22 protein-coding genes and 1 tRNA gene are annotated in these 23,979 nt (G+C 68.9%); 14 read left to right on the top strand and 9 right to left on the bottom strand.

Annotation, left to right across the window (positions count from 1 at the left end; all coding sequences use genetic code 11):
* Nucleotides 1-124 precede the first annotated feature (124 nt).
* On the top strand, nt 125-1,399 hold the full coding sequence (locus OG963_RS21905) for a cell wall metabolism sensor histidine kinase WalK (protein WP_093773479.1): 1,275 nt from the start codon (nt 125-127) through the stop codon (nt 1,397-1,399).
* On the top strand, nt 1,396-2,076 hold the full coding sequence (locus OG963_RS21900) for a response regulator transcription factor (protein ID WP_030929487.1): 681 nt from the start codon (nt 1,396-1,398) through the stop codon (nt 2,074-2,076). Before OG963_RS21905 ends, OG963_RS21900 begins: the two co-directional genes overlap by 4 nt.
* Before the next feature lie 71 nt (nt 2,077-2,147).
* Here the strand turns inward: OG963_RS21900 and OG963_RS21895 are convergent, their stop codons facing one another.
* A complete protein-coding gene (locus OG963_RS21895; protein ID WP_093773477.1) occupies nt 2,148-2,858 on the bottom strand; it encodes a DUF461 domain-containing protein in 711 nt (236 codons plus the stop codon).
* 597 nt (nt 2,859-3,455) lie between these two features.
* On the opposite strand from OG963_RS21895, the gene OG963_RS21890 reads away from it, so the two are divergent.
* From OG963_RS21890 to OG963_RS21860, 7 genes are all read left to right on the top strand, one after another.
* Complete coding sequence (locus tag OG963_RS21890) at nt 3,456-3,938, top strand: CarD family transcriptional regulator (RefSeq protein ID WP_006380568.1); 483 nt, start codon at nt 3,456-3,458, stop codon at nt 3,936-3,938.
* 297 nt (nt 3,939-4,235) lie between these two features.
* On the top strand, nt 4,236-4,982 hold the full coding sequence (gene ispD / locus OG963_RS21885) for a 2-C-methyl-D-erythritol 4-phosphate cytidylyltransferase (protein ID WP_030929492.1): 747 nt from the start codon (nt 4,236-4,238) through the stop codon (nt 4,980-4,982).
* Nucleotides 4,972-5,469, top strand: coding sequence for a 2-C-methyl-D-erythritol 2,4-cyclodiphosphate synthase (ispF, locus tag OG963_RS21880; protein ID WP_030929495.1), 498 nt, complete (start codon nt 4,972-4,974; stop codon nt 5,467-5,469). Before ispD ends, ispF begins: the two co-directional genes overlap by 11 nt.
* Before the next feature lie 247 nt (nt 5,470-5,716).
* Nucleotides 5,717-6,121, top strand: coding sequence for a PPOX class F420-dependent oxidoreductase (locus OG963_RS21875; protein ID WP_030929498.1), 405 nt, complete (start codon nt 5,717-5,719; stop codon nt 6,119-6,121).
* A gap of 91 nt (nt 6,122-6,212) precedes the next feature.
* Nucleotides 6,213-7,616 carry a cysteine--tRNA ligase gene (cysS, locus tag OG963_RS21870; RefSeq protein WP_093773473.1) on the top strand — a complete coding sequence of 468 codons (1,404 nt, stop codon included), beginning with the start codon at nt 6,213-6,215 and terminating at the stop codon, nt 7,614-7,616.
* An 81-nt stretch (nt 7,617-7,697) separates the two neighbouring features.
* Entirely contained in the window at nt 7,698-8,654 is a 957-nt protein-coding gene (rlmB, locus tag OG963_RS21865; RefSeq protein WP_030929505.1) for a 23S rRNA (guanosine(2251)-2'-O)-methyltransferase RlmB, read from the top strand.
* Nucleotides 8,655-9,032: 378 nt separating this feature from the next.
* On the top strand, nt 9,033-10,634 hold the full coding sequence (locus tag OG963_RS21860) for a DoxX family membrane protein (RefSeq protein ID WP_093931228.1): 1,602 nt from the start codon (nt 9,033-9,035) through the stop codon (nt 10,632-10,634).
* Between the two features lie 88 nt (nt 10,635-10,722).
* Here the strand turns inward: OG963_RS21860 and OG963_RS21855 are convergent, their stop codons facing one another.
* From OG963_RS21855 to OG963_RS21845, 3 genes are all read right to left on the bottom strand, one after another.
* Nucleotides 10,723-11,442 (bottom strand): nucleotidyltransferase family protein, encoded by a 720-nt coding sequence (locus tag OG963_RS21855; protein WP_030977824.1) that lies wholly within the window; start codon nt 11,440-11,442, stop codon nt 10,723-10,725.
* A 35-nt stretch (nt 11,443-11,477) separates the two neighbouring features.
* Nucleotides 11,478-11,894 carry a hypothetical protein gene (locus tag OG963_RS21850; RefSeq protein WP_093773469.1) on the bottom strand — a complete coding sequence of 139 codons (417 nt, stop codon included), beginning with the start codon at nt 11,892-11,894 and terminating at the stop codon, nt 11,478-11,480.
* Between the two features lie 235 nt (nt 11,895-12,129).
* Nucleotides 12,130-13,266: an ABC transporter ATP-binding protein gene (locus tag OG963_RS21845; protein WP_030929515.1), complete on the bottom strand. Its 1,137-nt coding sequence runs from the start codon at nt 13,264-13,266 to the stop codon at nt 12,130-12,132.
* Nucleotides 13,267-13,507: 241 nt separating this feature from the next.
* Here OG963_RS21845 and OG963_RS21840 point away from each other — a divergent pair.
* Nucleotides 13,508-13,581, top strand: a tRNA-Thr gene (locus OG963_RS21840).
* A 383-nt stretch (nt 13,582-13,964) separates the two neighbouring features.
* On the opposite strand, the gene OG963_RS21835 is transcribed toward OG963_RS21840, so the two are convergent.
* Together OG963_RS21835 and OG963_RS21830 are read right to left on the bottom strand one after the other, a co-directional pair.
* Nucleotides 13,965-14,429 (bottom strand): hypothetical protein, encoded by a 465-nt coding sequence (locus OG963_RS21835; RefSeq protein ID WP_371799366.1) that lies wholly within the window; start codon nt 14,427-14,429, stop codon nt 13,965-13,967.
* A gap of 333 nt (nt 14,430-14,762) precedes the next feature.
* Nucleotides 14,763-15,197 (bottom strand): hypothetical protein, encoded by a 435-nt coding sequence (locus tag OG963_RS21830; RefSeq protein ID WP_371799365.1) that lies wholly within the window; start codon nt 15,195-15,197, stop codon nt 14,763-14,765.
* 28 nt (nt 15,198-15,225) lie between these two features.
* Here OG963_RS21830 and OG963_RS21825 point away from each other — a divergent pair, with 28 nt between their 5' ends.
* Nucleotides 15,226-15,369 carry a hypothetical protein gene (locus OG963_RS21825; RefSeq protein WP_371799364.1) on the top strand — a complete coding sequence of 48 codons (144 nt, stop codon included), beginning with the start codon at nt 15,226-15,228 and terminating at the stop codon, nt 15,367-15,369.
* A gap of 38 nt (nt 15,370-15,407) precedes the next feature.
* Here OG963_RS21825 and OG963_RS21820 read toward each other — a convergent pair whose 3' ends face one another.
* The 3 genes from OG963_RS21820 to OG963_RS21810 all read right to left on the bottom strand — a co-directional run bounded on the left by OG963_RS21820 (nt 15,408) and on the right by OG963_RS21810 (nt 18,112).
* Nucleotides 15,408-15,980: a hypothetical protein gene (locus OG963_RS21820; protein WP_371799363.1), complete on the bottom strand. Its 573-nt coding sequence runs from the start codon at nt 15,978-15,980 to the stop codon at nt 15,408-15,410.
* 64 nt (nt 15,981-16,044) lie between these two features.
* Nucleotides 16,045-16,602 (bottom strand): ribonuclease HI, encoded by a 558-nt coding sequence (locus tag OG963_RS21815; protein ID WP_371799362.1) that lies wholly within the window; start codon nt 16,600-16,602, stop codon nt 16,045-16,047.
* A 226-nt stretch (nt 16,603-16,828) separates the two neighbouring features.
* A complete protein-coding gene (locus OG963_RS21810; protein WP_371799361.1) occupies nt 16,829-18,112 on the bottom strand; it encodes a DNA sulfur modification protein DndB in 1,284 nt (427 codons plus the stop codon).
* 315 nt (nt 18,113-18,427) lie between these two features.
* Between OG963_RS21810 and OG963_RS21805 the strand changes: the two genes are divergently transcribed.
* The 3 genes from OG963_RS21805 to OG963_RS21795 all read left to right on the top strand — a co-directional run bounded on the left by OG963_RS21805 (nt 18,428) and on the right by OG963_RS21795 (nt 23,979).
* The gene (locus OG963_RS21805) at nt 18,428-20,641 is read left to right on the top strand and encodes an N-6 DNA methylase (protein WP_371799360.1); all 2,214 of its coding nucleotides are present in this window, start codon (nt 18,428-18,430) and stop codon (nt 20,639-20,641) included.
* Between the two features lie 90 nt (nt 20,642-20,731).
* Nucleotides 20,732-22,741, top strand: a complete 2,010-nt coding sequence (locus tag OG963_RS21800) for an N-6 DNA methylase (RefSeq protein ID WP_371799359.1) — start codon at nt 20,732-20,734, stop codon at nt 22,739-22,741.
* A complete protein-coding gene (locus OG963_RS21795) occupies nt 22,738-23,979 on the top strand; it encodes a restriction endonuclease subunit S (protein ID WP_371799358.1) in 1,242 nt (413 codons plus the stop codon). Before OG963_RS21800 ends, OG963_RS21795 begins: the two co-directional genes overlap by 4 nt.

Below are 23,979 nucleotides of genomic sequence, written 5' to 3'. Positions count from 1 at the left end.
CGCGTCCGGATCCGGCCGACCAAGTGAACCAACCCTTGCCCCTCGGTGAACTCTGGGCGACGAGTGTTCGAGTAGGCACCCGGACGGCTGGGAGAGAGGGCTCGCACCCGCTTAACCTTTAGGTATGGACGTGAACGCGGCGGTCGCCGCAGCTGCAGCGATCGCCGGGTTGTGTACCGGTGTGATCGCCATGCTGGCGTTCCGCTGGAGCGAGCGCGACCAGAAGAAACCGACGCGCACGTCCCTGCGGCCCGACAGCAACGGGGCACTGCCCCCCGGTGTCGACACGGTCCTCTCCGTGCTCTCCTCCTCCGCAGTCGTGCTCGACGAGAGCGACAGTGTCGTCAAGGCCAGCTCCGCCGCGTATGCGCTGGGACTGGTCAGGGGCGGCCGGCTGGCCGTCGAGCCGATGCTGCACATGGCCAGGGACACGCGCCGGGACGGCGAGATAAGGCAGGTCGAACTGGACCTGCCGCGCCGCGGTACAGGCCGCGGCGAGGCCCTCGCGGTCTCCGCCCGGGTCGCCCCACTGGGCTCCCGCCTGGTGCTCCTGCTGGTCGAGGACCTCACCGAGGCGCGCCGTATCGAAGCGGTACGGCGCGACTTCGTCGCCAACGTCAGCCATGAGCTCAAGACCCCGGTCGGTGCGCTCTCGCTGCTCTCCGAGGCCGTCATGGACGCCTCCGACGACCCGGAGGCGGTGGAGCGGTTCGCCGGCAGGATGCAGATCGAGGCGACCCGGCTGACCAACCTCGTACAGGAACTGATCGACCTCTCCCGGGTGCAGAACGACGACCCGCTGGAGGACGCCGAGCCGGTCAGGGTGGACGAACTGGTCGCCGAGGCCATCGACCGCTGCCGCCAGCAGGCCGGAACGAAACAGATCACCATGGCCGCCGGCGGCACCGCGGAGCTCCGCATCTGGGGCAACCGCGGCCAGCTCGCCGCGGCGCTCGGCAATCTCGTCGAGAACGCCGTCAACTACAGCCCCGCCCGTACTCGCGTCGGCATCGCCGCGAGGCGCCTGGCCGTACCGGGTGGGGACCAGATCGAGATCGCCGTGACCGACCAGGGCATCGGTATCTCGGAGAAGGACCGCGAGCGGGTCTTCGAACGCTTCTACCGCGTCGACCCGGCCCGCTCACGGGCCACCGGTGGCACCGGTCTCGGCCTCGCCATCGTCAAGCACGTGGCCGCCTCGCACGGCGGGGAAGTCACCGTGTGGAGCTCGGAGGGCCAGGGCTCCACCTTCACCCTGCGGCTGCCCGAAGCGGGTTCCGCACGCGACCGAGACCGCACATCCGGCGGACCGCTCATCGTCAACGGTGACGACGGGACCTATCGGGCCGCTCCCCCAGACACCCTTGAAACATTCCCTGCCCCGGAGGTCCTTCCGTGACCCGAGTGCTTGTCGTCGAGGATGAGGAATCCTTCAGCGACGCTCTGTCCTACATGCTTCGTAAGGAAGGCTTCGAGGTGGCCATCGCGGCCACCGGCCCGGACGGGCTCGACGAGTTCGAGCGCAACGGCGCCGACCTCGTCCTCCTCGACCTGATGCTGCCGGGCCTGCCCGGTACCGAGGTCTGCCGCCAGCTGCGCAACAGGTCCAACGTCCCCGTGATCATGGTCACGGCCAAGGACAGCGAGATCGACAAGGTCGTCGGCCTGGAAATAGGAGCCGACGACTACGTGACCAAGCCGTTCTCCTCGCGGGAGCTCGTCGCCCGCATCCGCGCGGTGCTGCGCCGTCGTGGCGAGCCGGAGGAGGTCACGCCGGCGGCCCTGGAGGCGGGTCCGGTCCGGATGGACGTGGACCGTCACGTCGTCACGGTCTCCGGCGGCAAGGTCGACCTCCCGCTCAAGGAGTTCGACCTGCTGGAGATGCTGCTGCGCAACGCGGGCCGGGTGCTCACCCGGATGCAGCTGATCGACCGCGTCTGGGGCGCGGACTACGTGGGTGACACCAAGACCCTCGACGTCCACGTCAAGCGCCTGCGCGCCAAGATCGAGCCCGACCCGGGGGCGCCGCGCTTCCTGGTCACCGTGCGTGGCCTGGGATACAAGTTCGAGCCGTAAACCGGCCGCCACGCACGTACGACGCAGGCGCCCCCCGGTCCGGGGGGCGCCTGCGTCGTACGCGTGTCACATCAGTCGGTCGACGTGTCCGGCGACACCGACGCGGAGGCCGCGTCGGTCGGGGTGGTCTCGTTCTCGCTGCCCGCGGCGCCGGTCCCCTCCTCGCTGCCCTCGGTGCCGCCCTCCTCGGACGAGGCGCCCGACGTCGCGCCCGGGGTCTCGGACTCGGACGGCGAGGCGGACGGCGTCTGTGCCGACGACGTCGGCAGCGAGCTCGGGCCGACGCCCTTGAAGAAGCTGGTGGCCGGGACGACGAACGCGCCGAGCGGGACGTCACCGGTCTCGCTGAACTTGAAGACGACCGCCTGGACGTTGCCGTTCTGCGCGGCCTCGCGGCCGTTCTCGATCACGGCGGACGCGTTGCCCGCGCCGCCCAGGACGACCCTGCCGCCGGCCGGGACGACGACCGGTCCCGAGCCCTCGGCGGCGTGCAGCTGCACCGAGACGTCGGAGCCCGGCAGGGTGATGGCGTCGAGCGTCTGGCGCTTGGTGCCGTTGTTGAACACCGTCGCCGCGATGACCGCGGGACCCTCGGCGCCGTGCTCCGGCTGGGTGACGACGTTCGCGTTCTGGATCCTGATGTCACCGAGGGTGGTGGCAGCGTTGTCCGGCTTGATCTCGAGCGTTTGCGCGTCATTGCCGGCACCACACGCGGAAAGTGCACCGATCGAGATCACGATGGCGGCGGCGGCAAGGGCGCCGCGTCGAAGGCTGCGGCTCACGGCTGCGGCAACTCCTTGAACGTACGACTTCACGGACGGAGGGGCGAGCGACGTAAAGCCGCCCTAAGGGTGTGTCAGCGGCCTTAGGTTACCGAGCCGCCGTCCCCGCCCCGCACCCGACCCGCCCCTACCGGCCCGGGCATCACCACCGGAGCCCCCACCGGATCGCCGCGCCGCTCCCCGCCTCGCGATTTGCGCGCCGTTCACATAACGGGCTTGATCAATTATCCGGACCTTGGCGCATTCCTTGCACATAATCTCCGCGGCGGCCGGGCGGTGATCAATTTCATTGGCCATCGGTACTTAGGTCCGTACGGGTGATCGATCTCCGAACGGAGTACGGAAAGTCCGCCATCTGGAATCCGGCAAACCGGGACGTTCAACCACTTCGGAGCGGGTTCGAGGATGTGTAACGCGCGCGTTTCACCCCGCCCGTACAGCCGCTCCGACCTGCGAATACCGTCTCCCGGGAGCCTTCCGCAGCACGTCCGTGTTGCTGTTGTCAAGCCCCGAGATATGCCCTGACCTGCGAAAACGCCATTCAGGAGAAGCCGTTCTCGTGTTACTCTTGATAGCCACGGAAGGGGTACCTGTCACATGACGTTCAAGGTTGGCGACACCGTGGTCTATCCCCATCACGGGGCCGCGCTGATCGAGGCTATCGAAACTCGCCAGATCAAAGGCGTGGACAAGACCTACTTGGTGCTCAAGGTCGCCCAGGGCGACTTGACGGTTCGTGTGCCGGCGGACAATGCGGAGTTCGTGGGTGTGCGCGACGTAGTCGGGCAGGAGGGGCTGGACCGGGTCTTCGAGGTGCTGCGCGCGCCGTACGCCGAAGAGCCGACGAACTGGTCCCGGCGCTACAAGGCAAATCTCGAGAAGCTCGCCTCCGGCGATGTCATCAAGGTCGCCGAAGTGGTGCGCGACCTGTGGCGTCGTGAGCGCGAGCGTGGACTCTCCGCAGGTGAGAAGCGCATGCTCGCCAAGGCTCGGCAGATCCTGGTGAGCGAGCTCGCTCTCGCGGAGAACACGAACGAAGACAAGGCCGAGGCTCTGCTCGACGAGGTCCTCGCGTCCTGACCCGGATCGCACCGGTCGTAAATAAATGTGCCGCGGTGCCCGCTGACCAACCGTATTCACGGTGTGTCGTCGGGCGCTGCGGCATGTCCGGAATCGGTTCCGGACCACCTCGTCGATACCTTTCGATATCTTGCTTGCGATCTTGCACAGCCGACCCCGAGCGGCCGATGCGGCTGCCCCACCGACCGGGGATCACGGAAAGGGTCCCGGTCAAGTCAAGCGTCGCGCCCGGCTCGCTTGTGGCCATACCCATGTCGGCCGTGGAAACAAACATGCTGATGCTTCGGAGTGCAACCGATGTCTGATCAATCGCGTCCGTACCGCACCGCCGCGGTGATTCCCGCCGCCGGCCGCGGCGTACGGCTCGGCCCGGGCGCCCCCAAGGCGCTCCGCGCGCTGAGCGGGACGCCCATGCTCATCCACGCGGTACGGGCCATGGCGGCGTCCCGGTCCGTCTCCCTGGTGGTCGTGGTCGCACCACCGGACGGCGCTCCCGAGGTCAAGAACCTGCTGGACGAACACGCCCTGCCCGAACGCACCGACTACGTCGTCGTGCCGGGCGGGGACACCCGCCAGGCATCGGTCGGGCTCGGCCTCGACGCCCTGCCCGAGGACATCTCCGTCGTCCTCGTCCACGACGCGGCCCGCCCGCTGGTGCCCGTCGACACCGTGGACGCGGTGATCGAGGCCGTACGGGACGGGGCGCCCGCCGTCGTACCCGCACTGCCGCTCGCCGACACCGTCAAGGAGGTCGAGCCCGGCGCGGCCGGCGAGCCGGAACCGGTACTCGGCACTCCCGTCCGGTCCAGGCTGCGCGCCGTACAGACCCCGCAGGGCTTCGACCGGGACACCCTGGTCCGCGCCCACGCGACGGTCGCCCTCGACGGCGAGGGCGCGACCGACGACGCGGGCATGGTCGAACAGCTCGGGGCGCCCGTCGTCGTCGTACCCGGGCACGAAGAGGCGTTCAAGGTGACCCGGCCGCTGGATCTGGTGCTGGCCGAGGCGGTTCTCGCGCGCAGGAGGGCGAACGATGGGTTCTGAGCACGCACCGGTGATTCCGCAGGTCGGTATCGGCACGGACATCCACGCCTTCGAGGAAGGCCGCGAACTGTGGTGCGCGGGCCTGCTCTGGGAGGGCGAGGGCCCCGGTCTCGCCGGCCACTCCGACGCCGACGTCGTCGCCCACGCCGCCTGCAACGCGCTCTTCTCCGCCGCCGGCCTCGGCGACCTGGGCCGGCACTTCGGCACGGGGCGCCCCGAATGGTCGGGCGCCGCGGGCGTCACCCTGCTGGCCGAGGCCGCACGGATCGTCCGCGCCGAGGGGTTCGAGATCGGCAACGTCGCGGTTCAGGTCATCGGCGTACGGCCGAAGATCGGCAAGCGGCGCGACGAGGCGCAGAAGGTGCTGTCGGAGGCGATCGGCGCGCCCGTCTCGCTGTCGGCCGCCACATCGGACGGCCTCGGCTTCACGGGCCGCGCGGAGGGGCTCGCGGGGCTCGCGACGGCCCTCGTCTACCGGACGGGCTGACGACGCACCCGGTAGGGCACCGCCGCCGCTGACCGACAGGTGGCGGCGGCGCCCCTCCGGGACGTCTCCTCGGAACCGGCGCGGAAACCGGCGACGAGGACCGACCCGTCATGTGTGCCACTGCCCGCGGGAAGTCCAGGCACCCACCTTCCGGGTGGGTGGTCCGGGAAGACGGGGAGGCGTCGGCCGGTCGGGGGTACGTGTAGGAGCACTGCACGCACCCCCCTTCCCCTGGAGGACGTACGCCATGACCGCCGCACTCTCCGAAGAGCTCAGGTCGCTTCTCGACACCCCCGTCTTCGTGACCGTCGCCACCATCCAGCCCGACGGCAGCCCCCAGTTGTCCCCTGTCTGGGTGAAGAGGGACGGCGACGACGTCCTCTTCTCGACGACGCGCGGCCGTCGCAAGGAGCAGAACCTGAGCCGCGACCCGCGCGTCTCCGTCGTCGTCCAGCCGTTCGCCGCCCCGTACACCTACGCCGAGATCCGCGGCGTCGCCGCTCTCACCACGGAGGGCGGCGACGAACTCATCGACGAACTGTCCGTGAAGTACACGGGGAAGAAGTACGCGGAATTCAACCCCGCCTCCGACGACGACGACGAGCGTGTCGTCGTCCGGATCACCCCGGAGAAGATCGTCGGGCGTATCTGAGGACCCGTTCGGGGATCGTCCCTGTCACAAGTTGTCCTCGCGATCCCGAATGGGTCGCGGGGCACTGGTGCGGGCCCACTACCCTTGAGGGGTGACTATTCGCCTGTACGACACCAGCGCCCGGCAGATCCGTGACTTCGTCCCGCTCACAGCGGGCTGTGTCTCGATCTACCTCTGTGGCGCGACTGTCCAGGCCGCCCCGCACATCGGGCACATCCGGTCCGGTCTGAACTTCGACATCATGCGCCGCTGGTTCGAGTACCGCGGCTACGACGTCACGTTCATCCGGAACGTCACCGACATCGACGACAAGATCATCAACAAGTCGGCCGAGCAGGGCCGACCCTGGTGGTCGATCGGGTACGAGAACGAGCGCGCGTTCAACGCCGGCTACGACGCCCTAGGCTGCCTCCCGCCCACCTACGAACCGCGCGCGACCGGCCACATCACCGAGATGATCGAGATGATGCGCGGCCTCATCGAGCGCGGTCACGCCTACGAGGCGGACGGCAACGTCTACTTCGACGTGCGGTCGTTCCCCGGCTATCTGGAGCTCTCCAACCAGGACCTGGACGATCTGCGTCAGCCGTCCGGCGACGGCGAGACCGGCAAGCGCGACCAGCGCGACTTCGCGATGTGGAAGGTCGCCAAGGACGGCGAGCCGAGCTGGGAGACCCCGTGGGGCCGCGGCCGGCCCGGCTGGCACCTGGAGTGCTCCGCCATGGCGCACAAGTACCTCGGCACCGCCTTCGACATCCACGGCGGCGGCATCGACCTGATCTTCCCGCACCACGAGAACGAGATCGCCCAGGCCAAGGCCTACGGCGACGAGTTCGCGAAGTACTGGGTGCACAACGGCTGGGTCACCATGTCCGGCGAGAAGATGTCGAAGTCGCTCGGCAACTCCGTACTGGTCAGCGAGATGGTCAAGGCGTGGCGCCCCATCGTGCTGCGCTACTACCTCGGCACACCGCACTACCGGTCGATGATCGAGTACAGCGAGGAGGCACTGCGCGAGGCCGAGTCCGCGTTCGCGCGGATCGAGGGGTTCGTGCAGCGCGTCATCGAGAAGGCGGGCGGCGAGGTCGCGGCCGCCCCCGAGGTGCCGCCCGCGTTCGCCGAGGCGATGGACGACGACCTGGGTGTCCCGCAGGCGCTCGCGATCATCCACACCACGGTCCGGCAGGGCAACTCCGCTCTCGCCGCCGACGACAAGGAAGCGGCCGTCGCAAGGCTCGCGGAGGTACGGGCCATGCTCGGCGTCCTCGGCCTCGACCCGCTCGACCCGCACTGGGCGGGCGAGGGCGACCGCGGCGAGGACCTGCACGGGGTCGTCGACACACTCGTACGCCTCGTCCTGGACCAGCGTCAGTCCGCCCGTGACCGCAAGGACTGGCCCGCCGCCGACGCGATCCGAGACCAGCTCAACCAGTCGGGCCTCGTCATCGAGGACAGCCCGACCGGCCCACGATGGACACTCGGCCCGCGCCAGTAGTCCCCACCGTGTGCCGCCCGGCGATCCGGGCGGCACACTTTCATTACGTACGCACGTCTTAAGCAACGAAACAGGTAGGTCATGGCCGGGAACAGCCAGCGCAGGAACCGCCGCACGTCCAACAAGAAGGGCATGCAGGTCGGCAGCGGTGGCCAGCGACGCCGTGGTCTCGAAGGCAAGGGACCGACGCCGCCCGCCTCCGCCCGCAAGGGACACAAGAAGAACCGGGTGGCGAACGCCCAGGCCCGGCAGGCCGCAGTTCGCCGACCCGCCCCGCGGCGTGGCGGCGCCAAGGGCACGTCCGAGATGGTCGTGGGCCGTAACCCGGTCTACGAGGCACTGCGCGACGGCGTCCCGGCGACCACCCTCTACGTCCAGCAGTACATCGACAACGACGAGCGGGTCCGCGAGGCGCTCCAGCTCGCCGGCCAGCGCGGCAACATCAACCTGATGGAGGCGCCGCGCCCCGAGCTCGACCGGATGACGAACGGCCTGAACCACCAGGGCCTCGTCCTCCAGGTCCCGCCCTACGAGTACGCGCACCCGGAGGACCTCACCGCCGCCGCGTACGACAACGGCGAGGACCCGCTGATCGTCGCGCTCGACGGGGTCACCGACCCGCGCAACCTGGGTGCGATCGTCCGCTCCGTCTCCGCCTTCGGCGGCCACGGCGTGGTCGTGCCGGAGCGCCGCGCGGCCGGGATGACCGCGGGCGCCTGGAAGTCCTCGGCGGGCACGGCGGCCCGTACGCCGGTCTCCCGGGTGACGAACCTGACCCGCGCGCTCGAGGGCTACCAGAAGGCCGGCATCACGGTCGTCGGCCTCGCCGCGGACGGCGAGCACACCGTGCAGGACCTGGAGGCCCTCGGCGGCCCCGTCGTCATCGTGATCGGCAGCGAGGGCAAGGGCCTGGGCCGCCTGGTCGGCGAGACCTGCGACTACCGGGTGCGGATCCCGATGCCGGGTGGCGCGGAGTCGCTGAACGCAGGTGTCGCGGCAGGCATCGTGCTGTACGAGACGGCACGCCGCCGCGCCTGACGCGCCGCGGGTGACCGGTCCGGGCCGACCGGACCGGTCAGTGGCCCTCGACGGCCGGCGTGGCGCCGTCGGCAGGGTCGACGAACAGGAACGAACCGGTGCGCCGGGAAGCGCAGGCACCGGCCGCCATCCGACGCGCCCCTCGCACCGACGGAGCGGGAGAGCCAATTCCCCTACGCCCGCCGCAGTAACGCGAGTAATCGCTCCCCGGAAAAGCACCCGGTCGGACGTCGGCCGACGGAGCGTGCACCCGCCACCACCTGTTGACGGGCCTCGGACACATCGGGTCCGTCAAGGCAGTGTCCTAAACACACATCACTCGGTTAGATGAGTGTGGACACCAGAACGCCTCGGTTCGACGAACTACCCGCCCTGAGTATGACCAAGGTGGACTGCGACCCTGCGCAGGTCATCGTCAACCACGCCAGCTTCCGGGTGCAGCTCGCGCCCAGCCGGCACGCACGGCTGCGTGGTGCCGCTCCCGCGGGTTCGGTCAGGATCCCCGCCATGAGCGGCCCCGGTGCGGGGCGCGGCCGGCGCTCGCCCGTCGTGTGGAGCGGCAAGTCCGCCCCCGGCGACCCCGGCGCCACCGGACTCCTCCAGGCCGTACGGAACTCCACCGCGGGCCGCCCCGACGGCTCGTACGGATCGTACGACTCGTACAACTCGTACGGCTCCGAGTTCGACGACGGACGAGGCCCGGGCGCCACGCAGGTCATCCCGCGCCTGGACGAGACCCAGCCGAACCCCGTCATCACGGCACCCCACCAGCCCGGCCGCACCGGCAACGGCCCGCTGCTGCCGCCCATGCGGCAGGCGGTCGGCGCCTACGACGCCGTCGACACCGGTCCGTACGGGCAGGAACCGTACGAGGAAGAGCGGTACGAGGACGACGAGTTCGGCGAAACCGTCGGAAGCAGGTCGCACCGCCACGGCACGGACACCGTCCGGCACGCGTACTACCCCGGCCGCCGGATGAACCTCGGGGTCGTACTCCTCCCCATGCGGGTCTTCCTCGGCTTCATCTCCATCTACGCCGGCATGGGCAAGCTCTGCGACCCCGTGTACTTCGACGGCGGAGACCGCGGCTCCATGGTCAAGTGGCTGACGTCACTGCATCCTTGGGCACTCGCCGAACCGCTGCGGGACTTCGCGCTCTCCCACCCCGTCGGCGCCGGACTCACCGTCGCCTTCCTCCAGGTCGTCGTCGGCGTCCTCACCGTCCTCGGCCTGTGGCAGCGCGTCGCCGCCTCCGTCGGCGCCCTGCTCTCCGCCACGCTGCTGGTCACCGTCAGCTGGCGCACCGTCGCCGTCTACGACGCGCCGGACATCATCTACCTCGCCGCCTGGAGCCCGCTGATCATCGCGGGCGCCCCCGTCTACTCCGTCGACGGACGGCTGGCCGGCGAGGCATGGCGCAGGCTCGGGCCGCGTTCCACGATCTGGGACCTGCGCCGCCGCGTACTGCGCCGCGGCGCAGTCGTCGCCACCGTCGTCGTCGGGCTCACGCTTCTGGTCGGCTCGATGCTCGGCGGCGCCGTCCGCTCCTCCGAGGTCGTCACCGTGCCCGGCCCCCACGACAACCCGACCAACCAGCTCCCCGGAACCCCGCTCCCGCAGGAGTCCACCGGCGGCCAGGCGTCGCACACCCCCGCCGGACAGAAGCCGTCACCCTCGACGTCCAGCTCCGCCACCCCGTCCGCGCAGGCGTCCACGCCCGGCACGGACACCGGCCGCGAATCCGGCCAGGCCGCCGGAGCCGGACAGCCCAGCCAGACGCAGGGCACCGGCCAGCAGCCCCCGCCCCGGACGACCCCGCAGCAGCCCCCGACCACCAGTTCCGGACCGACCTCGTCCGGCTCCACCGGCACGGGCGGCGGCTCCACCGGCGGCGGTTCGAACGACGGCGGCTCCACGGGATCGACGTCCGGCGGCACGTCGGGCGGCGGCCGCAACCCGATCGGCGGCCTGCTCGGCTGAAGCCCGGCGTCCGACAGACACGGAGGAGGGGCGGCCACCGCGAACCCGGCGACCGCCCCTCCTCCGTACCCCTTGTCCTCGGCCGGCCTCAGCGGGCCTGCGGGCCGTCCAGCTCCCGCGCCGCCTCCGTGAGGTCCTTCGCCGTGTCGATGGCCCGCCAGTACGCCCCAAGCGGCAGCGGATACCCGGCCAGCCGACGCTCACGGGCCAGCCGCGGGAACGTCGTCCGCTCATGGTCGCCCCGGTCCGGCAGCAGCGTCGTGAACGTCGGCGAGAAGACGTACACACCCGCATTGATCAGATACGGCGACGGCGGCGCCTCGATGAAGTCCGTGATGTGCCCGAACGCATCCGTCTCCACGGCACCCCACGGGATCCTCGGCCGGGCCAGGGCCAGCGTGGCGGTCGCATCGCGCTCCGCATGGAACGCCGCCATCTCACGCAGCGAAAAACGGGTCCAGATGTCGCCGTTCGTCGCGTACCAGGGCTCCGAAGGATCCGGCAGCCGGGTCGCGGCGTACTTGAGACCCCCACCACGGCCGAGCGGCTCCGACTCCACCACAGTGGTCACCCGGAGCGGCAGAACGGCCTCGGCCAACCACTCCTGGAGCACCTCGGCGAAATGACCGCACGACACGACGGCATCGGTCACGCCCTCCGCGGCCAGCCAGGAAAGCTGATGGCCGATGATCGGGGTCCCGGTTCCCGGGATCTCGACCATCGGCTTGGGGCGGTCATCGGTGTACGGGCGCAGCCGCGACCCCTGGCCACCCGCCAGGATCACGGCCTGCGTCGGATACGTATGCATGCCAGGCACGATATGCCGTGCCCGTTCCGCACCGGTCAGCTGAACTGCGCGACACCCGAGGCGAACGACGTGTCACAGACGGGACGGGAGAACCGCTGCGCCCGCGCGGGACCGTACTGCTCGACCGCTGCCCGGCCCAACGCCCTGGCGATCGACATGCAGTGCCGGGCGAGCGACGGGCGCCCCTCGACGGTCCGCTGAAGATCCGTCAGCGCGGTACCCGGGTCCTTCTGCCGGAGCTCCACGAGCAGCCGGTCGCGCAGCACGTCCTGCGGGGCGCGCGCCACGGCGTGCTTCTTCGATACGGTCTCCGCCGACGCGGTGAGTACCTGCGACTCGGAGTTGTGCGCTGCCCACGGCACACGGGTGACCGCGAGGGTCCCGGAGAGGACCATGACGACGGGCAGGACGAGAGCGAGAGTTCGGCCGATGCGGCGCGCGGTGTGGGTCACGCAGCGAGCGTAGCGGGCAGTGATGATTTGGCGACATTTCGTCACCCTTGCGGGGGATGGTTCGAGGGTACTTTTCGAATTCCGTGTTGACGGCCACAGGCGAAATGACCGAAGTACCGGGGAATTTGGCGGTGCCCCCGGGGTCCCGTCGCCCAAACCTCGACATGCGCCCGGATACGCGAACGGCCCCGCACCACGAGGGGTGCGGGGCCGTCGTACGGCGTTGTGCGCGACGTCAGCCGACGAGACGCTCACCCGTCGAGGTCGAGAAGACGTGCAGCTCGTCCGGGCGCGGCACGACGTGCAGCTTGGTGCCCTTCTCCGGCACGGCGCGGCCGCCGACGCGGACGACGAGGTCCTTGTCCGTACCGCCGACCTGTGCGGAGCCGTAGACGAAGCCGTCGGCGCCGAGCTCCTCGACGACGTTGACCGAGACGGCCAGGCCGGCCGGGGCGTCGGCGCTGTCCTTGGAGAGCGACTTGGCGGCGGCGCCACCGTGCTCGACGATGTCGAAGTGCTCCGGACGGATACCGACCGTGACCGTGGTGTCACCCTTGTCCGCGGCGGCGGTGAGCGCCTCGCGGGAGACCGGGACGACGCTGTTGCCGAACTTCACGCCACCGTCGGTGATCGGGACCTCGACCAGGTTCATGGCCGGGGAGCCGATGAAGCCGGCGACGAAGAGGTTGGCCGGGCGGTCGTACATGTTGCGCGGCGAGTCGACCTGCTGCAGCAGACCGTCCTTGAGGACCGCGACGCGGTCACCCATGGTGAGGGCCTCGACCTGGTCGTGCGTGACGTACACGGTCGTGATGCCGAGGCGGCGCTGGAGCGACGCGATCTGCGTACGGGTGGAGACACGGAGCTTGGCGTCGAGGTTCGACAGCGGCTCGTCCATGAGGAAGACCTGCGGCTCACGCACGATGGCGCGGCCCATCGCGACACGCTGACGCTGACCACCGGAGAGCGCCTTCGGCTTGCGGTCCAGGTAGTCGGTGAGGTCGAGCATCTTGGCGGCCTCTTCGACCTTCGCCCGGATCTCGGTCTTGTTGATACCGGCGATCTTCAGCGCGAAGCCCATGTTGTCCGCGACGGACATGTGCGGGTAGAGCGCGTAGTTCTGGAACACCATGGCGATGTCCCGGTCCTTCGGCGGCAGGTGCGTGACGTCGCGGTCACCGATGCGGATCGCGCCGCCGTTGACGTCCTCGAGACCCGCGAGCATGCGCAGGGAGGTCGACTTGCCACAACCGGAAGGACCGACGAGGACGAGGAACTCACCGTCCGCGATGTCGATCTCCAGCTGGTCCACGGCGGGCTTGGTGGAGCCGGGGTAGACGCGGGACGCCTTGTCGAACGTGACACTGGCCATGCTGAATCTTCTCCTCCACCGGCAGGAACGTGCCGGACGATCCGAGTAAGGGAGTGGTCTGGTCCACTTGCGTGAACCCAGAGCGACGCTACCTGGCCATTAAGAATCTGTCAGTAGTTCGAGGGGGACGGATATCTCGCACCGGCCAGGTCGTCGCGGACGCGGAAGAACTTCGTGGATCGGGAGGCGAGCCGCTGTGTAGAGTGAGGGAACTTGCGCGCGCGGCTTTGGTGTGCGCGTTGCCTCCTTAGCTCAGCTGGCCAGAGCAACGCACTTGTAATGCGTAGGTCATCGGTTCGAATCCGATAGGGGGCTCAAGAAAAGGGGCCGGGTCAGCACCTCTGACCTGGCCCTTTGTCGTTACCTTGATCGACTCGTGGTCTACACCACACGCCTGATTCGGCTCCGAATCGGCTCATGGGGGCCAGATGGGGGCCCGTGCACGTAATGCGTAGGTCTCGGGTTCGAATCCCGAAAGCGGATCGCCGCGCCTGGCGCGAGGGCGGGATGGAGGCCCTGCGCTCGGCCGGGCCGGCGAACTCCCCGGCTGTCACTTGCTGCACGCGGCGCCACGGCGCACGCAGCGATGCGCGACCACGGTGCTTGACCCGCAGACCGGCACCAAGCGCCGCCAGTCATGGCGCATCTCACCGCGTGTCCAAATGAAGGTCACCCCGTGCCGGCGGGGAACGGGGGCGTCAGTTCGTCTCTGCCACGTCCGTGACCTTGCCGGTGATCTTGGTGCGGGAACTCGCGGTGGACAACGATGAGGGGTAGTACTCCATCGACGTCCCGTTGGTCAGGCTGATCGTCTCGATGACCGGCCCGCTCTCGTCACCGTTGATCTGGTACGTGATCTCATACGACTTGTCCGGGTCGATGGACAAGATGCCCTTGTAAGACAGATCCGGCTCCACGTCCACGTTGCACCCGGCCGAGCCGAAGCAGTGCTTCCGCTTGATCTTGAATTTCATCGTGAAGTCGGAGGGGCTCGGGTCGGCGTACGCCGGGGTCTCCGTGGTCGGGTCCGACACCGGCTCCGGGGAGGTGGTTGTCGCCGAGGCGGACGGGGACGGGGCAGTGGCCTGGGGTGCGGCGGTGCAGGCGGTACCGAGGGGGAGGGCTATCAGGGCTATGGCGGCGAGCAGCTTACGAGTAGTCACGTGTGATCCTCTCCAGGTGAGCGGCGTATGCCGGGCATTCGTTTTCGTGGTAGAGGTTTCCGATGTGGCTGTGATCCCAGCCGCGCATCACCCCCGCGTAGGCGAGAGCGCGCCAGCACCGTGGGGTCGTGACGGGTGCGGTCCGTCGAAGCGAACGAGGCCGTGCAGGAGACCGACTTCGCCACTGCCGCGCAGGGTGCGCAAAGGGGTCGGTACTCCGGCGCGCACTCAGTGCACACTGAGCCCGGCGGGGGAGTCGGCGGCCTCGTAGAGAGGAGCCGCACCCAACAAGCCCATGTTTGTGACCTTCGGATCGGCGCCGAGCGCCGCCGGTCAGGGCGCGGGGTCGGTCTTGGCGGTGTCGTTGACGTTGGTCAGGCAGGCTTTCATGAAGGCGTCGCGGTGGATGTTGCCGCCGGTGGGCTCCTGGGAGATCTGGGCGTACTCCTGCGAGCAGGTGCTGTCGCTCGCGGTGTAGGTCATGCTGCCGTCGTCTGCGTACACGCCCCCCGATATCACGCCGGCCGCGTATGCGCCGAGGAGCGTCGAGCGGCCGAAGACGGGCTTGTCCACAGTCTTGGTGACCGTACGGGTGACGATTTTGGGCGGGCGGGACTCGGCCTGATCGGCACGGTGGTCGGCAGCAGCCGCCTGGCGGCGGGCGGCGGCGAGCGCAGAGTGGGTACTGACGTGGTCCACCGTGGCCGCGGCGACGGACAGGGCTGTCAACCCGCAGGCGGCAATGGCAATGACGTTGGATCGGTTCACGGTTGTCCTTGAGGTAAGGAATCGGAGGGTGAACACCACGCAGCAGGTCGTGGCTGGGGGCGGCGCGGAGGCGGCGGAGCATCGCCTCGCCGCCGTACTCGAAGGCGTATTGACCCGCTCGGGCAGCCAGTCAGCCGGCCCTGGTGTCAGTCCACTTGCCGCTGAAGAATGAGCTGCCGCCGCGCCCCGCCACGGCCTTGGTCGAAGAGATCAGTAGTTGGCGTTGGCGATGAGGTCGCCATCCTGGCCGTAGACGCTGACGAGCCCGTTCTTGGACTCGTAGCAGGACGTGAACGCAGAGGCGATGAGCTTCGCGTCCCCCTGGTTGTCGCTCATAAGCCCGCCCTTGAAGTCGGTGTAGACCTCAGCCGAGTCCAGGATGTCGTTCCGCTTGTCCGCGCCGGTCACCTTCGTGACGTGCTGGACGGCCTTCTTCTCCGTGGCAGTACCGGACTTGGCGACGCAGGCCTTGAACTGCTCCGCCTGCGTCTTCGTCTTCTGCGCGGGCGTCGCCTCGGCCTTGTCGGACTCCGGCGTGCGGCCGGCGGTGACGGCCTTGTCCTTGGCGCCAGTATCGGTGGAGTCGCCGTTTCCGCCGGTGGCCGCGGCGACGACGCCGATCAGAACGAAGAGGGCGACGACGCCGAGGCAGCCGAAGCCGACGATCTTCCCTGCCTTCGACTTCTTCGGCGGCTGCGGCTGGAACGGCGGAGTGCCGTAGCCCTGCTGCTGCGGGCCGCCCCAACCGGGCTGGGGCTGCTGCGGGTACTGCTGCTGGCTCATGGTCCCCCCAGGGGATGTAGATGCACCTTGCGGGTGCGTGTGACTTGTGAAGCTGGAATGTGCGTCAGGCGGCCCAGGCGGCGAGGGCGCCTGTAGCCCACAGCGGGACCAACCGCGGGAGTTCGGTGCGCGGGACGGTGCCGCGCACGCAGCGCAGGCCGAGCTTGGCCAGGGAGTCGGCGGCCTCGTTGAGGGGGTGACCGGCGTGGGCCTTCTCATGGACGAAGGTCAAGTGAGGGGTGTACTCGGCAAGCAACTGCAGCTTGACCAGGCTGGGCCGGCGGCCCTGGGAGCGCAGGTGGGTGTCGTAGCCCTCGGGCATGTCCGTCCCGCCCTGCTGCCAGCTGTGCAGGTGCCGCAGCGCCTGCAGGTTGTCCACGCGGACCTCGATGGGCCGGCCGGGGTGCGCGTGGAGGACCGCCTTGAGGCCCCAGTACACGGCGCGCAGTTCGGTGACGACCACGCGGGAGCGGGGTCGTACGAGGTGCTTCGGGTAGAGGTGGGCGCGCAGACCGGTGTGGCCGGTGGTGGCGAGGTGGCCGGAGGCCACCCGGTCCGGGCCGACCGAGGCGTCCGTGGCCAGCACGATCGGCCCGGCGACGGCCTTGACCTTTTCGTTCACGCACACCTGACGGCAAGCGGACGTGGCGGGGCGCGGTGCGTGGGCGAGGGGAGAACGACGACCCATGACAGTTTGCCTCCTTGTCTTCGCGACGGGACAGCGGGAAAGAGGGCGAGCGGCGCGTGACGCCCGCCGAGCTTGGTCGTGTGTGTCAGGCGCCATCACTGCGGTGCAATGACCCCTGGAATCCGCCAGATTGCGGAGGGGCACCGGTGTTGCTGGTGGGTCAGATAGCAGCCGGGGCCTTCTTGTACCAGTCCGTGATCACCTTGGTCAGGTGCACGACGTTCTGCTGACGCATGATCGGGGCGGAAGCGTTCGGCTCGAAGTCCTCGTTCGCGTCCGTGGTGCGCCAGATGCTGTCCTCGGTGACGGGAGCGGTCATGTGCCGATCGAGCCGCTTGAAGAACTCCTGGATGTCACCGTCCTCGGCTCCGTCCTCCTTCAGGTTGCGGTAGACGCCGCCCAGGACGCGGAGCATGCCCACCGAGCCCAGAAGCGAGGACTCGCGCAGCCTCATGGCCTTGGTGGGGGGAGCCGGCGGCTCGTTCTTCTTCTTGACGGAGAGCGAGGGATCGTAGTTGTCCACGTCCTCCTCAGTGATCTCCGCGAGCGCGGTGAAAGCAATGGAGATGACATCCAAGAAGCCGCGGACGCTCTCGATGACCTCGTTGTCGGTCAGCGACTCGACCTTCTTGCTGACACGGCCACCGGGACCGGCGATGACGGCCCGCGTGATGTCGGCGACGTGCTTGGCGCCCATCAGGTTGCGGTTGATCAGGGTCATCCGGTCCCGCTCGATGTCGACCTTGCCCAGGAAGAGGGGGTGGACGACGATGTCGCTGAGCGTGCGGTTGGCGATGCGCGAGGTGTCGAAGCGGGCCCGGACGGCACCGGAGATCCCCTTGGCGTTGTCCGCGACGTCGACGAACATCTGCTGGCCGCTGACGCCGTCGGGCTCCACGTAGATGTCAATGCCGACGAACTCGTCCTTGAGTCGCTGCATTCGGCCGATCAGCGCCGCGCGGTCCTGCTCCAGCTTCGCCTTCTTGGCATCGTTGGCGCGGTGGATCTCCCGGTCGATGCGGGAGACCTCGTCCGTGATGCGCTTCTTCTCCAGGTGGACCCCGAGGATGCGGTGCTGGCCGTCGATCGTGATCAGGCGTCCGATGCCGCCGATGGACCACGGGACGGTGAGGTAGCCGACCGACCCGTCTTCGCTGATCGGCTCGAAGCGGCAGCCGCCGGTGTCGCGGATGAGGAGGGCCGGAGCCACCCACCTGGGGTTGTCGGCGAGGTACTGGCCGAAGCCCTTGGCGTGGGCGATGTCCACCTTGCGGTTGTCCGGGTCCGGCTTGGCGGGGTCCGGGATGGTGAGGATGACCGAGAGGTCGGCGAGCGGAATGCGCGTCGTGTAGACGGTCCGGCCGCCCTGGCTGGTGCGGATCGCCAGGTAAGTGGACTCCTCACGCACCAGGGAGAGGCGCGAGGAGTCGACAGTGATGGTCATGGCTGACTTCCTTTCCGAGCAGGTAGCCCTCGGGGGCAGTGGGAGAGAGGACAGGCGGCGCGTGACGCCCGCTGGGATCGGCAGGGAGCTGAAGAGATCGGATGCGCGGCACGGACTCAGCAGAGCGCCTCGGGCCGCCGCTTCCACTCGGAAGCAGGACTAGATAAGCATGACACTGAAAGCATCGTCAAACAGCTTGTCGGACTTGACGACCGCTGTATTCTGTTAACCGTCCACTATCCGACTGGCCCGAGAGGTGCGGAACCCCACGCCATGCCCCAGCAGCCACCAGCCCAACTGGCGCCCTCAGCGCACGTGACAGCCGCCGAGATCTCCCGCATCGCAGGGGTCACGCGCGCCACCGTCAGCAACTGGCGCCGCCGCCACGACGACTTCCCGGCCCCCAGCGGAGGCACGGAAACCAGCCCGCTCTACGACCTGCCGGCCGTCCAGGCATGGCTGCGGGCACGCGGGCACACCTCCACCGCCTCGCCCACCGAGGAGCTGCGTACGGCGCTACGGCTACTGGGACCCGGCTCGGGTGTGGCCGCGCGACTGTTCCCGCTGGTGGCTGCCGCGTCCCGCCGCACGCCCGACGAGCTGACCGAACTAGCCGCCGCGCCCGACGACCAGCTCATCGCCCAAGCGGAGAAGACCGCGGGCGAGCTCCCAGCCGCTGTGCCCGAGGCCGAGCCGGTCCGCTACGGTCCGGACGACGCGGGCGCGGTCCGCGCGCTGCTGAGTTGCGTCCGTGAGGTGGGGGCACAGGCCGCCGTCGACGTTCTCGCCGAACGCGAACTGGACGAGGGCGCTGCCAGCGGCGTTTACCAGACCCCGGAGGGCCTGGCCCTGCTCATGGCACGGCTCCTGCCCGCCGGCGCGTCCAGCGTCCTCGACCCTGCCTGCGGCAGCGGCACGCTGCTCGCCGCCGCCGCCCGGCAGGGCGCACAGGAGCTGTTCGGGCAGGACTCGCTCCCCGTCCAGGGCCAGCGCACCGCGGTCCGGCTGCTGCTCGCCGCGCCCGAGGCCGAGACGGCGATCCGCGTCGGCGACAGCCTGCGCGCCGACGCCTTCCCCGACGTCACGGTGGACGCAGTCCTGTGCAACCCGCCGTTCGGCGACCGCGATTGGGGTCATGACGAGCTGGCCTACGACCCAAGGTGGGCGTACGGACTCCCGCCGCGCTTCGAATCCGAACTGGCCTGGGTACAACACGCTCTCGCGCACCTGGAGCCCGGCGGCCACGCGGTCATGCTGCTGCCGCCCGCTCTCGCCTTCCGCTCCTCCGGCCGCCGCATCCGCGGGGAACTCATCCGCGGCGGGGCCCTGCGCGCCGTCGTCTCACTTCCGGCGCGTGCCGCGTATCCGCTCCACATCGGCCTGCAGGTCTGGGTGTTCCAACGCCCCGAGCCGGGCGGCACGGACCGTACGACGGTCCTGTTCGTCGACGGGGAGGGTGAACAGCGGGGCAGCGCCACGGGCACGCCGTCCACCACCGATACGGCCACGGCCGGCGCCGGCGCCCGTGGTGGCTCGCGCCCTCGCCGATCCGGCTCCTCCTCTTCCGCCGCCCCCTCTGCCCCTGCCTCTTCCGCCTCTGTCTCCTCCTTCGACTGGGCGGGGCTGACCGACCGGGTCCTCGGCCAGTGGGCCGCGTTCACCACCGCCCCCGACACCTACGCCGACGAGCCCGGCGTCGCTCGCGCGGTGCCGCTCGTCGACCTCCTCGACGATGTCGTCGACGTCACCCCGGCCCGCCATGTGCGGGCGACCGCGGCCGACATCGACCCGGCCGCCCTAGCCGGGCGCGTCCACGACCTGCACGGCCGACTGGCCGAGCAGGTCGCCGCCCTGGCGGCCGCCTCCGCGTCCGGCGGGTGGCAGCCGTCCGGGGCATCAGCCCGCGAGTGGCGTACGGCGACCGTCTCCGACCTGGCACGCGGCGGGGCACTGACCGTGCTGCGGACGGCGACGCCCGGCACACGAGGCTCCAAGGGACCCGCCGCCCGCACCGTGGACCGGCCGGTCCTCACCGCCCAGGACATCTCCTTCGGAAACCCACCGTCCAGCGGGGCCGTTGACATCCACGCTGACGCCGCGCAACCCGTCGCCGCCGGAGACGTCCTCGTACGCGCCCTCGCGGGCGGCGGCGACGCGGCCGTGATGACCCGGGTCGCGGAGGACCAGGACGCCGGAGCACTGCTCGGTCCACACATCCACCTACTGCGCCCCGACCCGGCCCGCCTCGACCCGTGGTTCCTGGCCGGATTCCTCGGCGCCGAGGACAACATCGCCTCCGCGTCCACCGGCAGCACCCTCGTGCACGTCACACCGGGCCGCCTGCGCGTACCGCTGCTGCCCTTGGAGGAGCAGAGGCGCTACGGGGAGGCCTTCCGCCGCGTGTACGAGCTGCGCGCGGCCGTCCGCCGAACCGCCGACCTCGCCGCCGACACCGCGGCCACCCTGACCACCGGCCTCACCGCCGGCGTACTCCTGCCACCGCACACCCCGGACAGCCGTTCCGCCTGAAACGCCCCACGCGACCCACCGCACACGACCACACTGGATCCCTGCCGTCCCACGCTCGGACGGTGCTCTTCGGAAGGAAGCCGGGACCTCTTGAACAGCAGCAAGCACACGGAGCTGGCGAACCACGCCTGGTCCGTCGCCGACCTCCTGCGCGGCGACTACAAACAGTCCGACTACGGCAAGGTCATCCTGCCGCTCACCGTGCTGCGCCGCCTGGAATGCGTCCTGGAGCCGACGCGCGAGAAGGTCGTCGAGACCGTCGCCAAGTTCGCAGGCCAGGAGATCGACACCGACCACTTCCTGCGCCGCGCCTCGGGTCAATCCTTCTACAACAAGAGCGACCTCACGCTGCGGAAGATCGCGGCCGACCCGCAGAACGCGGCGAAGAACCTGCAGATTTACGTCGGCGCCTTCTCCGACAACGCCCGCGAGGTCCTCGACAAGTACGAGTTCAACCAGCAGGTCAGGAAGCTCGACGGCGCGAACCTCCTCTACCAGGTCATCGGCAAGTTCACCGACCTCGACCTGCACCCTGATGTCGTGCCCAACCACAACATGGGCTACATCTTCGAGGAGTTGATCCGCCGCTTCTCCGAGCAGTCGAACGAGACCGCGGGTGAGCACTTCACCCCGCGCGAGGTCATCAAGCTGATGGTCAACCTGCTGGTGGCGCCCGACGCGGACGCCCTCAGCCTGCCCGGTGTCGTCCGCACGGTCATGGACCCGGCCTGCGGCACGGGCGGCATGCTCAGCGCCGCCGACGACCGCATCAAGGCCCTCAACCCGGACGCGACGGTCGAGGTGTACGGGCAGGAGCTCAACCCCGAGTCCTGGGCGATTTGCCGCTCCGACCTCATGATCAAGGGCCAGGACCCCGAGAACATCCGCTTCGGCAACTCCTTCTCCGACGACGGCCACGCCCGCCGCACGTTCGACTACATCCTCGCCAACCCGCCGTTCGGCGTGGAGTGGAAGAAGGTCAAGGAGGATGTCGAGTACGAGCACAAGTCGCTCGGCGACGCCGGCCGCTTCGGCGCAGGCCTGCCGCGCATCAACGACGGCTCGCTGCTCTTCCTCCAGCACATGATCTCGAAGATGAAGCCGGTGGACGTGAACGGCGGGGGCGGCTCCCGCATCGCCATCGTCTTCAACGGCTCCCCGCTCTTCGCGGGCGCGGCCGAGTCCGGCGAGTCCAACATCCGCCGCTGGATCCTGGAGAACGACTGGCTGGAGGCCATCGTCGCCCTCCCGGACCAGCTCTTCTACAACACCGGCATCTCCACGTACTTCTGGATCCTCACCAACCGCAAGGACGCCGACCACAAGGGCAAGGTCGTCCTGCTCGACGCTCGCGACCAGTGGCAGAAGATGCGCAAGTCGCTCGGCGACAAGCGTAAGGAGCTCGGCGACGGAACGAACGGCCGCCCCGACCACATCGCCGACATCACCCGGCTGTACGCGGAGGCCGTCCAGGTAGCCAAGGAACCCGAGCACCCGCTGCACGGCAAGGTCAAGGTCTTCGTCAACGAGGACTTCGGCTACCAGCGCATCACCGTCGAACGCCCCCTGAAGCTGGGCTTCGAGGCGACGGAGGAGACGTTGGCGGCGCTGGCGGAGGCCAAGCCGGTCGCGAAGCTGGAGCGGAGCGAGGAATTCGTCGCGGCGGTGCGTACGTTGACCGGCTCGTCCTGGACGACGAAGTCCGAGGCGTTCATCGCGCTCAAGGACGCGGTGGTCTCGGCCGGCCTGACGTGGCCCACGGGAGCACCGTTCGCAAAGGCGGTACGGGAGGCGGTCGGCGTCCGGGACCCGGAGGGCGAGGTCCAGAAGGTCAAGGGCGAACCGGAGCCGGACACGGACCTGCGCGACTACGAGAACGTCCCGCTCGGCGAGGACGTCGAGGGGTACCTCAAGCGCGAGGTGCTGCCGCACGTGCCGGATGCGTGGATCGACCACACGAAGACCAAGATCGGCTACGAGATCCCGTTCACGCGGCACTTCTACGTGTACAAGCCGCCGAGGCCGCTGGCGGAGATCGACGCGGAGTTGAAGTCGCTGGAGGCGGAGATTCAGCAGCTCTTGGGGGAGGTGACAGAATGAGCTGGGTCGACACGCGTCTGAAGCATCTGTGCATGGACACGGGCCAATATGGTCTCAACGTTTCCGCAGATCAGTACAGCCAGTCCGGCGTACGCCTGATCCGCACCTCCGACATCTCGTCCGACGGATCGCTTTCTGCTCCGGAGAACGGCGTCCACGTCGATTTGGTAGTGGAACCCCGCCATCGACTCCGCCCAGGCGATGTCCTGCTCTCCCGGAGCGGAACGCTGGGCCGCTCGTTCCTGGTTCCGCGCGAGGCGAACGGGCAGACTTTTGCGGGGTTTCTGATTCGATTCCGTCCCCGGAACGATGTCGATCCGCGCTTCCTTTACTACGCGACCCAGTCTCTGCCCTTCCAGGAGGTCGTGCACTCGGAGGCCGTCGCGTCCACCATTCAGAACTTCAACGCTGAGCGTTATTCCAACATTGCGCTGCGGGCCCCCGAAGCAGCGGAGCAGCGCCGCATCGCCGACTTCCTCGACACCGAGACCTCCCGCATCGACAACCTTGCGACGCTAGGGGCGCGGCAGGTTACTCTGCTTCGCGAACGTTCCGAAGCACTCATGACCCAGTTCTTCACCCAAGGAGATGGACGCCGGGAGTATCGCTTCCGGCACCTCATGCAGTCCAACCCATGCTATGGAGTACTGGTCCCGAAGTTCGCAGATGTCGGTGTCCCCTTGATTCGCGTCAGCGATCTCGGGAGGCTAGATATGGATCTCGACAGACTGCCCAGGATCGAAGATGAACAGGCCCAGGAGTACAAGCGGACACGCATCTCTCCTGGCGATCTGCTGATCACCGTGGTTGGAGCGACGATCGGTCGGTGTGATGTGGCACCTCCTGAAATCGACGGCTTCAACATAAGCCGCGCGTTGGCCCGCGTTCAGCTGGCCTCGGGGATTTCTCCTCAGATGATCGCTTCCTGGGTGCGCAGTCGCGACTTCAGAATTCAGGCAGAACTCGCCACCAGTGGTGCCGCCGCTCAGCCCGCTTTGAACATGTCAGATATCACGCATTTCACGGTTTGGCTTCCGGAAACTGATTCCGGACGGCGAGACCTAGCACGCCGCGTGAGCGCGCATGAGCACGAAAACCGAAGGCTCTTGTCTGCCATCGCGCGAAAGAAATCTTTTATTGCCGAACGCCGCCAAGCCTTGATCACCGCCGCCGTAACCGGACAGTTCGACGTCTCCACCGCCAGCGGACGCAACGTAACGGACGGAGTCACCGCGTAG

Origin of the sequence: Streptomyces sp. NBC_01707 (assembly GCF_041438805.1) — a bacterium.
Taxonomy (GTDB): Bacteria; Actinomycetota; Actinomycetes; order Streptomycetales; family Streptomycetaceae; genus Streptomyces.
Note: the sequence above shows the minus strand (reverse complement) of the source record. Positions and strands in the feature narration are given on the sequence as shown.